The sequence below is a fragment of the Limnofasciculus baicalensis BBK-W-15 genome, assembly GCF_024178385.1.
GTDB classification, from domain to species: Bacteria; Cyanobacteriota; Cyanobacteriia; order Cyanobacteriales; family Coleofasciculaceae; genus Limnofasciculus; species Limnofasciculus baicalensis.
Window position 1 is genome coordinate 1 of sequence record NZ_JAMZMM010000184.1, and the last position, 11,996, is coordinate 11,996.

Genomic DNA, 11,996 nt, shown 5'->3' on the forward strand with positions numbered 1-11,996 from the left:
GGTTCCAACTGTCCAGGTTGCTTAAGTTTTAGTTCCAGAGAATCATGCAATGTCCCTGCTACTGATTCTAACTCCCGATCGAGAGTAACGGAATGAGCGTGAGCGATTGCCTTATAGACACAAAACCCCAACAGACTCAAAATCAAACCCATAACTCCCGAATAATAAAATGCTAACCTCCAGCGAGTTTGGGAGAAAATATTATATTCTTTATCTATACTCATAATATTTGTAAAGGAGGTACGCGAAGAGGGTAAATTACAGGAGGAAAGAAGCTTGATTAGCGATTAACCATTAGTAGGGGCGTTAGCGTTAGCTTGGCGTTAGCCTAGCATACCCTTCGGAAAGGCATTGCCAACGCGCACTTATCTTATTGGTAAATTTTAACATTTATACGTGAATGCTTCGCCCTTACACGCCATTAGCGATTAGCCATATTTTGCAAATTTAAACGATAACCCAAACCATGAACAGTTTCAATAGGAATGGCACAACCCATAGACTCAAGCTTGCGGCGCAACAGACGCATTTGTGCTGCCACCACATTACTAATAGGTTCCGCACCCATATCCCAAAGTTGATTACGAATTTGGTCGCTAGTAACAATTTGGTTAGGATGATTCATAAAATACTCTAACAGTTGGAATTCCTTATTCGTGAGAGAAACAACCTGTTTTTTGCCATTAGAATCGAGACGAAAAACACTGTAAGTACCGTAATCTAAAGTAAGATTACCAACTTTAAGTTGTTGAGGTTGGAGTTGAGGGGATCTCCGCTGAAGTGCCCGCAATCTTGCTAATAATTCTGCCATTCTAAACGGTTTAACTAAATAGTCATCTGCACCCGCATCCAAACCTGTTACCATGTCTTGCAATCCGTCTTTTGCTGTTAGCATTAAAACTGGTAATGGATTCTTTTGCTTCCGCAACTGACGGAGTAATTCTAACCCAGAAATTTCTGGTACTAACCAGTCGAAAATAGCCAGAGTATAATGAGTATCTGGAGTTTCTAAATAGCCCAAAGCTTCCATACCATCTACCGCCCAATCGACGATATATTTTTCCTGATTTAAGGTGCGTTTAATTGCGCTACCTAAGTCGGCTTCATCTTCAAGTAGTAGCACTCTCATGGAATTAATTAATCTCGATATGTAACATAACGCTATTTAACCAAAAATTTTACCTCAATAAACCCGAAACTGAGCCACATCGATAGAAGTATCGGCGTTAGAATCAATTGACCTAGCAAAGATATGATAAAGCCAAGCGTTAGAAACTCCCAGTCGCGTCACATCATTCAGATCAATATTGAGCCTACTTCCAGGAGCAACTGATGTGGGGAATGTTATAATAATTTTGCTACCATTGATAGAAGTACTACTGTTAATTTTATCTCCCGACTGATTGGATATCCTGATATCATTTTCCACGGTTAAACCAGCCGGAATGTCGATACTTAGCTGGGAAACAGCGCTACTATTTTGGGGAATGTGCAACCGGATAGTATGTCTAAAATTTCTCGCCTTAGTGGGAGGAAACTGGAAAGTACTATCAACATGGGTAAATTGCCCTTCTCTAGCACTTACATAGTCAGGAGAAATTGCAGTAGCGGCTATCAGACTAAATGCAGCCGCATAAATTAGTGTTCTCATCATCTCTACTCCCTTCTGAGTAAGTTTTGGGTTCATCATTAATGAATCACCCTCTTATTGCCTAGATTGACAGGTGATTATGAAATAGAGATGAAGTTTAAGCAACAAGGCGAATGGAATTCGCGGCTACACAAACTAAGTCCGCCTTCGCGGACTAATCAAGAAAAATCAAGGATGTAACAATCCAAGGGCGGCGGGCGCAAGTCTCTGTAGGCGCAGTTTTAACAGCCGTATTGTGAATGGTGAAAAATGTAATCCCATATAATTATTTATTAAAGCTAAACCTCCCTTCAGCTTTTTCCCCATTAATATTAATATCCGCCGTAATCTTCACCTGATATTCACCCGTAGCCTTTTCCGACAGCAAAACAGCATAATGTTTCCCCTCAGCATCATATTTAAAGTCTAAACTTTTCTCCCTCCCATCCGGTAACTGTACTTTACCCGTTACTTTAGCATCAGCAACAGATTCATGATTATCACCTTTTTGCAAAAATAAATCCAAATGAGTCCCATTATCCTCATTTTCAGCCACCAATTCTAAATGATAACTTCCCGTTTCTACAACTTGACCACCTTTAGATGATTTTGTGTGGTCAGATTTAATACTCTCCTCCGAAGGAGAAGCCTTAACAGTATTAGGAGAAGTACTAACTTCACTCCCACATCCCCCCAACCAAAATAATCCCAAACTCCCAATAACCACCAAACCCAACTTAAACAAATTCATCACAACACCTCCAAAAACATTACATCACATCATTTGCGAAAAAAAAACGATCAAACCTCACAAAAAAACAAACTCCCTCTACCTCCTCCCAAACCCAACCCAAGACTTAAAAAAACCTCTGTGTACCTCTGTACCAACCTCTGCGTACCTCTGCGTAAAAAAAACCATCAAACCTCACCGATTACTAAACAAAACCTTCCCAAACCTAGCATACAAAGCAGGCAAAACCACCAAAGTCAAAGCCGTAGAAGTAAACAAACCCCCCAAAACCACCACAGACAAAGGCTGCAAAATCTCCTTCCCCGCACCACCTTCCACCACCAAAGGCGCTAAACCCAAAGCCGAAGTAAAAGCCGTCATTAAAATTGCATTTAATCGTTCCATCGAACCTTTAATTATCAACTCCTTCAAGGACATACCTTCAACAAACTTATGATTGTAATTATCCACCAAAAGCAAACCATTTCTAGTCGCCACACCAAATAAAGTAACAAACCCAACTAACGAAGCAATCGAAACAATTCCCCCAGTCAAAGCCACCGCAATGACACCCCCAACTAAAGCCAAAGGTAAATTAATCATAATCATCGCAGTTGAAGGAATAGACTTGACGGAAAGATACATAATTACCGTAATTACCACAAAGGAAATAGCACTAGTAACTAAAATATTTTCCGTTGCCCTTTCCTCTGCCTCAAATTGACCTCCATACTGAATATAGTATCCCGCCGGAATCTGGATTTGCTCCTTTACCTTTTTCCTAATTTCATTAACTACAGTTCGTAAAGCCTTACCTTTTGCATTTGCCGCCACGACAATTAAACGGGAAACATTTTCTCTGTTAATGGTATTCGGTCCAGTACCATAGTTAACAGTAGCAACAGCAGCTAAAGGAATTTTTGTGCCACTGGGAGTATCAACTAACAAATTGCTAATAGCATCTAAATTCCCCCGGTATTCTGGCTGTAACCAGACAACCAAATCAAAAGTTTGTTGATTCTCTAATATTTGAGAAACTACTCTCCCATTAAGTGCAGTTTCCATAATTTCCGATAGTTTACCGACAGTCAAACCATATCGACTCGCCGCCTCCCGGTCAAATTTAATTTGAATCTGTTCAATCGGGACTTGTGGTTCTAATTGCAAATCAACAATTCCCTCTACATTCTGCATAATATCATTAACTTGTTTGCCTAAACTGCGGAGTTGTTCTAAGTCTGGACCAAAAATTTTCACCGCAATCGCACTTCTTACCCCAGATAAGACTTCATCCATCCGGTGAGAAATAAAGCCACCAATATTAGGGGCTACTCCTGGTAACTTATTAAATTCTTCCCGTAATTTTGCTAAAGTTTTTTCCCGATTTTTCATCCCCTCCTCACTAATTTCTATATCAATATGTCCTAAATTCACGCCAGCCGCATCTCCATCTCCCGGCGCACGTCCGGATCTTAATTGTACGAAGGGAAATCTGGAGTCACCTTTCAGTGCATCTTGAATTGCACCGCCAGCACTATTGGTAGCTTCTAAAGATACACCCGGATATAGAGTAATAGTATTAACTAAGGTTTGTTCCTGAAATTCTGGTAAAAAGATTCTCCCTAATGTAGGAACAATAATTATAGTGGCAACTAAAAGAGCCGTAGAAATCAATAATATTAGCCCAGAATGTCGGAGAGAAAAATTAATAATATAGAGATAAATTCCTTTGAAAAATCTAGCTAGCCAAGGTTCTGCTTCCGGTAAATGACCATGAGGTAAAAGAATTGCACATAATGCCGGAGTTACGGTTAAAGCGGTGAGACTTGAAGCAATTACAGCCGCTATATACCCTAACCCCATCGGGATAAAAATACTTCCTTCTACACCAGTTAAAGCAAAAATTGGGGAAAATACAACTATCGTAATAATAGTAGCCCCAAAGACAGAATCTCTAACTTCCTGACAGCCATCAAATACAACATCTAAAACTGGGCGTGGCTGAGGTGAATATTTATTTTCCCGCAAACAACGATAGACATTTTCTGCATCAACAATCGCATCATCGACAGCGGAACCAATGGCTACGGCTAACCCGCCTAATGTCATAGTATTTAAACCTTGTCCTAACCAATTGAGGAGCAATACACCGATGAGTAAGGATAAGGGTAAAGCCGTTAAACAAATAGCCAAGTTACGCCAATTCATCAAAAAAGGAATGAGAATAATAGCAACGATAATACTACCTTCTAACAAAGCCTCTTTGACATTTTCAAGAGAAGAATCAATATAGTTTTCTTGCCGAAAAGTTGCCGTAACTTTGATATCTTTAGGTAAACCTGCTTTAATTTCTGCCATCGCCGCTACCAAAGCACGGGTGACGGTGGGAGTATCGGCTTGCGGCTGTTTATTAATCATGACGATAATAGCCTTTTCACCGTTAAAACTACCATCCCCACGTTTGATAGCCGCACCAATTTTTACCTCAGCCACATCGGTAAGTTTTACAGGCGTACTATTCCTGGCAGTAATTACTGATTTTTCTAAGTCTTCTACAGATTCAATTCTTCCTATTCCTCTGATTAATTTCTCTCTATCTGGTGTAATTAAATAGCCCCCTGGGGCGTTGATATTAGCAGCAGCTACGGCTTCGGTTACTGTATCTAAGGATAAATTATAAGCTTGTAATTTAGCTGGATTTACTAATACTTGATATTGGCGAGTATCACCCCCATAAGCTACCACTTGACTGACACCGGGAACCGCTAATAGACGGTTAGTCACTTGCCAATCAACAATGCGTCTTACTTCCATTAAAGATGTGGTTTCGGAGGTAAAAGCATATTGCAATACTGTACCAACAGGGGAACTAATCGGCGAAATTTGCGGTGTTTCTATGCCCTCTGGTAATTTATTTTGGGCTTGTTGTAAACGTTCAGTTATTAATTGTCTAGCTTGATAAATATCAGTATCCCAATTAAAAATTACCTTGACTACAGAAATTCCTGCCGCTGATGAAGAACGGACGTTTGTTACCCCTGGCGTACCATTAATTGCACTTTCAATCGGTAATGTCACTAAAGATTCTACTTCCTCCGGCGCAAGTCCCACTGCTTCAGTTTGAATTTCCACTTGGGGAGGCGCAAAGGAGGGAAAGACATCTAAAGGCATTTTAATTATCGTCTGAAATATCCAAAAAGTGACGATAATTGCCCCCATAATAACTAGCCAACGACGTGCGATAGACCATTTGATAATTGCACTGAGCATATATGTTTACAGGTTTGTCTGGAATCTAGGATTTTATTTAGGGGATAAATACTGGTCACTAATTTATTAAATTCAGGAGTTAGTGTGGTTCCTGATAGTTTTCACCTTCCTCAACAACTCCAGCTCGCTCAGACAAATTTGGCTGCTTATTATTATCCAAATAAACCTCCGTTTCATAAACGAATTCCTTATACTCACCATTTCCCACTGCCAATAAGCGAGGATGGCTGCGACGACCAGCCCAAAATGCTATAGTACCTACAGTCGCGATCGCGAAGCACGCCGCAGGCATCGCAATTCCTCCTCCTGTTAAGATTAACCAATTGGGGATGAGGGATTGAGTATGGGAATTTCCAGTATCTTTAGCTTCACTTTTACCTTTGACATTACCGCCGCGTAAAGATTCTGCATATAATTGTGGTGCGCGTTGAGTTACAATTAAATCATTTTCAAATAAACCAGTTTTAACTTCCACTAAGTCTCCAGATATTTGACCTAATTTAACTTCAACAGATTGAAAAGCATTCCCATTTTTAACATAAACTATTTTCTGCCCATTTGCCTCTACTATAGCCTCATTAGGAATAGCTAAAATAGCATTTGCTGCCCGATTTGTTAAAACTTCTAATTCAGCAAAAGTCCCTGGTTTTAATACCCCTTCCGAGTTATCTAATTCGGCTTTTACAGGAACGATTCGCGTTTCTCCTTCCACAACTGAACCAATAAAGGTAATCTCTCCCGTAAAGATTTGATTAGGTAAGTTAGCTACTCTAACATTTACTCGTTGACCTTTTTCAATTTTACCTAAATCTTTTTCATAAATATTTGCTGTGGCATAAACCCGACTATCATTTTGAATAGTCATCAATTTACCACCCGCATCCTGAAAAGATTGACCCAAAGTTACTTCTCTATCTGCCACTGTACCAGAAATAGGAGCCGTTACAGTTACCAATCCTTTGGCATCAGCTTTTGTCCCCAATTGTTGCAGTCGAGTTTGATAAGTAGTATTACTAAGTTTCAGGCGAGATTTGGCTAGATCCAGATCAGATTGAGTGCGTTTAACTTCGGCTTCGGCGGCTAAAACTTCCCGACGGCTAAGGGCTTTAGTAAGTTGGGCTTTTGCTTCTGCTAATTTACCTTCTGATTCCCGCAATTCTCGCAGAGGCAAATCTACCTCAGCCCGTCTTATTTCTGTTTCTGCTTGTAATACTTCTGGACGGTTTTTTGCCCTAGCAACTTGAGCTTTGGCTGATTGCAAGTGAGCCTGAGATTCCAACATTTGTCGTCGCGGCATAGCGCCTTGATCTACTAATTCTTTATCTTTATTATATTGTTCTTGGGCAACGGCTAATTCAGTATTGGCTTGGGCTATTTCTGCTTCGGCTATGGCGATTTGACGTTGATAGTTTTCTCTCGCTACTTTTAATACTCCTTCCCCATCTACTAAAGCTTTATCTCTTGCATATTGTGCTTTAGCTGCGGCTAATTGGGTTTGGGCTTGGGAGATTTCAGCATCGGCTATTTTCAGGATGCGATCGCGATTTTCTATTGCTAGCTTTAAGTTGGTTTCCGCCTTCTGTAAATCTGCCGCTGTTTCCGCTTGTTTTTCTTGAGAGTTAACCCGCATTTCTATTAATTCTGGTGCAGATAAAACTGCAAGAGGTTGACCTACTTTGACAAAGCTACCGGGTTGCACCAATAATTCTACCACTTTTCCGGGAATTGGTGCAGTAACTTCTACTTTTTTATTAGGTAATGTTTCAATTTGACCTGTAGTTTTGATGCCAATAGCTAGTCGTTTACGAGTAACAGGTTCAACTTTAATCCCCAATCTTTTAGCTGTTTCAGTATCTACTTGAATTGCACCACTTGGCCGTGTAGATTCATCTTGTTTAAATTCATTCCCATGTCCACCATGAGCTAAAACAAGAGTAGGAATACTTAGGAAAATAAATATCAGCAGTACGATAGAAATTGGCTGAAGTGATGCTAGTATTTGGGAATAATAAGCGTTGCTCTTCATGGAAATGTCCTTGAGGGCAGCAACTAAGGTTTAAGGTTGTCGTTGCGAATGGCTGTAAAATCAGATATCTTCGCGATTGTACTGCTCTCTTTGGTTCAGTTTTCCATAGAGAAATGAAATTAGCATGAAATGGCTAATTGCTAATCTTCCATATAACTAAAAATGTAGGTTGGGTAGAGCGCAAGTGAAACCCTACGGGAGCATCCCGAGAAAGGAAGAAATGGAGGTTGTATTCTTGCTCCCCCCTTTCACAAGGGGGGCTGGGGGGGTGAAAAGGGGGGCAAAAACAAGTATCTTTGCCTTCATTGGGATGCTCCCAACCCAACTTGTATTGACTATGTTGGGTTACCCTCCCGGAAGCAAGCTACCGCCCTCAACCCAACCGACATCTATTCATTTCCCAAAAAGTTTCACCAAACCAATACCACCAAAATATAAACCTAGGACAGCACCTGCGAGTAAACTTTGAGTGAGGGGATCTGTGGATGGTGTTAGTACTGCACCTAAAACTGCAGCTCCTAGGATAACGGAACGCCAACCGGAAAGCATTTGCTTTGAGGAGACAATTCCTAAATAACCTAACAGAAGCTGAATAACCGGAATTTGAAAAGCCAATCCAGTGCTGAATAGTAGTAGCAAAACAAATTCAAAATACTTGTCAATTGACCATAATTGTTCGACTACACCTGCACCATAATTAATGAAAAAATTCAGTGCAGCGGGAATTAAAGCAATGTAAGCAAATACTAATCCAACAAAAAATAGGACGCTGGAACCTAATACTACAGGTCCGATAAAACGTCGTTCTCGGCGCGTTAATCCGGGTAAGACGAATAGGAGAATTTGGTAAAGAATAAACGGACTGCTAAAGACGAAACCACTATATCCAGCAACTTTAATGGAGACAAAAAAGAATTCTCCTGGTGCGAGTTGGAGGAATTTGACTCCTTGGGCTGGGATTTCTAATAATTGGACAATTGGTTTGACAGCAATAAAGCAGCCAATCACTCCCACAAAAACAGCAATTAGGGAGTAGAAAATTCGTCGTCGCAATTCTTCCAAATGATCGAATAAAGACATCTCGACATCTTGGGGTACTTCGTCGAGATAGTCAGTCTCTGGAGTTTCTGTAGTTTCTTGGGCTGTAGTCTCAGAAGATGTCATCGGTTTGGGTGATGGCTGGGCACGTTGACTATTGTATCTGGTAGGGTTATTGTCGGAGCGGATTGAGCTGAGATATGAATATAAAGTACGTTTGTACGGGGTAAGTTCCGTTTAACAAACTACTAAGACACTAAGACACTAAGCAATAACGGTAGGGTGGGCACTCCCCACTAACGTAATAATCAGCTTTTCAAGTTATCAGGGGGAGTGCCCACCCTACATGAAACTAAGGAGGAGATAGATAATCTTTTCCCGCAAAGGGAGTAAAGGGTAAAGGTTATCCCTAAACTCACTCCGACAATAAAATATCTGTTAATTTGGGTGGGTTTTGAAGTTACAACAGATTGGAAGTTTATGATTGACTCTCCAGAAACCGGGTTTCTTGAAGAAACCCGGTTTCTCTGTATCTCACTCACTGGAAATCCGCTGTACCTTTTAATTTTTAGTCTGAGGCTGGGTTGATTTCTTTGAATTCGGTTTCATAATTGTAGCTTCAAATGGTACAACACCCGCCTCTTCGCTATTAATTGAACGAGCAGCTTGTCGTGATAAATCCAAATTTCTACCGGGGATATATGGTCCTCTGTCGTTAACCCGGACAATTACAGTATTGCCGTTGTTGAGATTTTTTACCTTCAAATAGGTATTGAATGGTAAGGAAGGATGAGCAGCGGTGAGTTCATTCTCATTATAAATTTCTCCATTAGCTGTAAGTCGCCCATTAAAATAGGGACCGTACCAAGATGCTCGTCCCTCCACTTTATTTGATGTTTCTACCAAATTATACATTCGCTCTTGGGCATCGGCTAGCGACAAAGGAGATTGTTCTAATGCAGTACGGAGATTATTCATCCATTCAATTGCTAGTAATTCTGGTTTATTGTTTGATTTTTTAGCTAGAGTTTTATCAATCGTAAACAAAATGGTATCGCCTGCTTTGATTACGGGTACTCCATCAACCATTCTCGCTTCAATCGACAAAGCCTTTGAGTTTGAGTTACAGAGTAAGTTTTTGATATTTTGAGCTATCTCCTCGGCTTCCTGACGAGTTGGCAATTGTGCTATTAAACGTCCCTTTACTAAAACTTGAAACTGCTCCTTTTTCGCAGAATATGGCGCAGTTTCAATCGCATTTTTTAACATTTGGGAGTAACGCCACAAGCCGTGTTTTACTGGTTGATCGTTGCTATTATTTTTCTCTTCAGGGTGGGTACTAACTACTAAGACAGATTCTTTTGCTATCTTTGCTTCAGGTTCAACTCGGTGACGCCAGGAAAATAGATTTTGCATCACTCGCAAAATCTGTTGGGGTAGATTTCCTTTCGATACATTCTCATTGGCTGTTTGAGGAAATGCCGCTATTGATGTCTCTTCTACTGGTTGGGAGTCTTTTTTAGATGGTGACTCTGGAGTGCAAAAAGCCTGTTGTCCCTCATTTTGCTGTAATTTAGGATGCCAAGAGATTTGAGCTGGTTGGCTGTTTAAGGGAAATGTGGTTAAATCCGTTAATAATGCTAACTTAGGCAGTGCGATCGCAGAAGTGCGATAAGATTCGACTCCTCCACTGAAAGACATCGGTAAAAAATGAGACGTGGGCTTTTCAACTGGACTACTTGCAACTGATAAAACCGATTCAGGGAAAGGGATGGAGAGGCGATCGGGTACTTTGAAGATACCCTGGCTAGATGCAAGGAAGTAGCTAACCCAGGATGTCGTCCAAACAAGTCCGAAAAATGGCATGAGTTCTCAGAGGTTAACGTCAGATGCACGTTGGCATTTCAATCGTAATCCATTATACAGACTTTCGGGATCGATCGCTTATTATCAGGCCAAATCCCGCTAACTCCTATATTTCTAGCTTTTTTTAATGGGTAACTTTACACCAGAGAAACCCGGTAACTTTGGTGAAACCGGGTTTCTCTTGTACCTGGGGGGGATCGCAGTTTCATCTTTTCAATGGGCAACTCCTGTTGATTTTATTTTAATCGCGATCCCCAAGCAGAGCGATCGCGATGCCTATTCCTTTGGGGATGCTTCCCCTAGAGCGAGTCTTGCCTGCGGCACGCTATGCCAACGAGCGTCAGGGTAGAGCGGATCGGTTTATTCTCATTCTGTTCTATTATTTTTTTGTTACAATCGGATAATTTCAGCCCCAAGATGAATACCCTGACTTTTTATACTGTTGATGTTTTTGCCATTGATAAATATACCGGAAATCAATTAGCTGTATTTACCAATGCCTCGCACCTTTCTCCATTGCAGATGCAACGTATTGCTCTGGAAATTAATTATTCTGAAACCACATTTATTACAGCGACGGAACCCGATAATGGCGGGTATAATGTGCGGATTTTTACGCCCAAGAAAGAATTACCTTTTGCTGGTCATCCCACCTTGGGAACAGCATATATCATTCAACGGGCAATAATTCAACAACCTGTTGAAAAAGTTCACTTGAATTTGCAGGTAGGGCAAATTCCGGTATCCTGGGAGCGGATTGGTGATGGAGGTGAAGTTTTGTGGATGCGTCAAAATTCTCCCACTTTCCATGAAATATTATCAGCGGCTGACTTAGCCCCCATATTAAACCTAGAGTTGGATGAATTTGACACACGCTATCCGATTCAAGAAGTATCTACAGGGATTCCTTTTATTATTGTGCCATTGAAAAATCATACCGCGCTCAAGGGAATTCGGATCAATCGCGAAAGATACTTTCAATTTGTCGCCAAGACTTACGCAAAGGATATTTTGGTTTTTTGTCCCGAAACATATAGTGCAGAAAATCACCTGAGTGTTCGTGTATTTGTTGAGTATTTAGGTATTCCAGAAGATCCGGCTACGGGTAGTGCCAATGGCTGTCTAGCGGGCTATTTGGTTAAATATGCTTACTTGGGCGATGCCGCTCTAGATGTTCGGGTGGAGCAGGGATATGAAATCGATCGTCCTTCCCTGTTATTCTTAAAGGCAATAGGTGAAGGGGAAAGTATAGAAGTTTCTGTGGGAGGTAAGGTTATTATGGTTGCTAAGGGGGAATTTGTTTAGGGCAGTTTCTCTGTCTATCTAATAACTAAAGTTGCTAGTGCAGCGCGGCAGAAGTTTCTCACCAGTTTCAGAGGCTTGATAGTGGTTTTCTCTCCCCTGCCCCCTGCTCAAGAAGCTCAAGATCTCGCAAC

9 protein-coding genes and 1 pseudogene are annotated in these 11,996 nt (G+C 40.9%); 2 read left to right on the forward strand and 8 right to left on the reverse strand.

The genetic code is table 11. The features are described from left to right. From NJ959_RS17550 to NJ959_RS17585, 8 genes and pseudogenes are all read right to left on the reverse strand, one after another. A pseudogene (locus NJ959_RS17550) lies at positions 1 to 224 on the reverse strand (two-component system sensor histidine kinase RppB); the annotation flags it as partial. Positions 225 to 421: 197 nt separating this feature from the next. Beyond that, positions 422 to 1,129: a two-component system response regulator RppA gene (gene rppA, locus NJ959_RS17555; protein WP_254013037.1), complete on the reverse strand. Its 708-nt coding sequence runs from the start codon at positions 1,127 to 1,129 to the stop codon at positions 422 to 424. Positions 1,130 to 1,183: 54 nt separating this feature from the next. Next, a complete protein-coding gene (locus NJ959_RS17560; protein ID WP_254013038.1) occupies positions 1,184 to 1,690 on the reverse strand; it encodes a hypothetical protein in 507 nt (168 codons plus the stop codon). Positions 1,691 to 1,916: 226 nt separating this feature from the next. Beyond that, positions 1,917 to 2,381: a hypothetical protein gene (locus NJ959_RS17565; RefSeq protein WP_254013039.1), complete on the reverse strand. Its 465-nt coding sequence runs from the start codon at positions 2,379 to 2,381 to the stop codon at positions 1,917 to 1,919. Positions 2,382 to 2,555: 174 nt separating this feature from the next. After that, positions 2,556 to 5,630 carry an efflux RND transporter permease subunit gene (locus tag NJ959_RS17570; protein WP_254013040.1) on the reverse strand — a complete coding sequence of 1,025 codons (3,075 nt, stop codon included), beginning with the start codon at positions 5,628 to 5,630 and terminating at the stop codon, positions 2,556 to 2,558. Positions 5,631 to 5,709: 79 nt separating this feature from the next. Next, the gene (locus NJ959_RS17575; protein ID WP_254013041.1) at positions 5,710 to 7,656 is read right to left on the reverse strand and encodes an efflux RND transporter periplasmic adaptor subunit; all 1,947 of its coding nucleotides are present in this window, start codon (positions 7,654 to 7,656) and stop codon (positions 5,710 to 5,712) included. Between the two features lie 393 nt (positions 7,657 to 8,049). Continuing rightward, on the reverse strand, positions 8,050 to 8,820 hold the full coding sequence (gene tatC / locus NJ959_RS17580) for a twin-arginine translocase subunit TatC (protein ID WP_254013042.1): 771 nt from the start codon (positions 8,818 to 8,820) through the stop codon (positions 8,050 to 8,052). 435 nt (positions 8,821 to 9,255) lie between these two features. After that, the gene (locus NJ959_RS17585) at positions 9,256 to 10,560 is read right to left on the reverse strand and encodes a septal ring lytic transglycosylase RlpA family protein (protein ID WP_254013043.1); all 1,305 of its coding nucleotides are present in this window, start codon (positions 10,558 to 10,560) and stop codon (positions 9,256 to 9,258) included. Between the two features lie 127 nt (positions 10,561 to 10,687). Between NJ959_RS17585 and NJ959_RS17590 the strand changes: the two genes are divergently transcribed. Both NJ959_RS17590 and NJ959_RS17595 read left to right on the forward strand, forming a co-directional pair. Then, positions 10,688 to 10,909: a hypothetical protein gene (locus NJ959_RS17590; RefSeq protein WP_254013044.1), complete on the forward strand. Its 222-nt coding sequence runs from the start codon at positions 10,688 to 10,690 to the stop codon at positions 10,907 to 10,909. A 68-nt stretch (positions 10,910 to 10,977) separates the two neighbouring features. Next, complete coding sequence (locus tag NJ959_RS17595) at positions 10,978 to 11,865, forward strand: PhzF family phenazine biosynthesis protein (protein WP_373693672.1); 888 nt, start codon at positions 10,978 to 10,980, stop codon at positions 11,863 to 11,865. Positions 11,866 to 11,996 lie beyond the last annotated feature (131 nt).

Excerpts from the sequence above, each read along its gene's own strand:
- NJ959_RS17585 (WP_254013043.1), bottom strand. The coding sequence starts at position 10,560 with ATGCCATTTTTCGGACTTGTTTGGACGACATCCTGGGTTAGCTACTTC.
- rppA (WP_254013037.1), bottom strand. The coding sequence starts at position 1,129 with ATGAGAGTGCTACTACTTGAAGATGAAGCCGACTTAGGTAGCGCAATT.
- NJ959_RS17560 (WP_254013038.1), bottom strand. The coding sequence starts at position 1,690 with ATGATGAACCCAAAACTTACTCAGAAGGGAGTAGAGATGATGAGAACA.
- NJ959_RS17570 (WP_254013040.1), bottom strand. The coding sequence starts at position 5,630 with ATGCTCAGTGCAATTATCAAATGGTCTATCGCACGTCGTTGGCTAGTT.
- NJ959_RS17575 (WP_254013041.1), bottom strand. The coding sequence starts at position 7,656 with ATGAAGAGCAACGCTTATTATTCCCAAATACTAGCATCACTTCAGCCA.
- NJ959_RS17565 (WP_254013039.1), bottom strand. The coding sequence starts at position 2,381 with ATGAATTTGTTTAAGTTGGGTTTGGTGGTTATTGGGAGTTTGGGATTA.
- NJ959_RS17590 (WP_254013044.1), top strand. The coding sequence starts at position 10,688 with ATGGGTAACTTTACACCAGAGAAACCCGGTAACTTTGGTGAAACCGGG.
- NJ959_RS17595 (WP_373693672.1), top strand. The coding sequence starts at position 10,978 with ATGAATACCCTGACTTTTTATACTGTTGATGTTTTTGCCATTGATAAA.
- tatC (WP_254013042.1), bottom strand. The coding sequence starts at position 8,820 with ATGACATCTTCTGAGACTACAGCCCAAGAAACTACAGAAACTCCAGAG.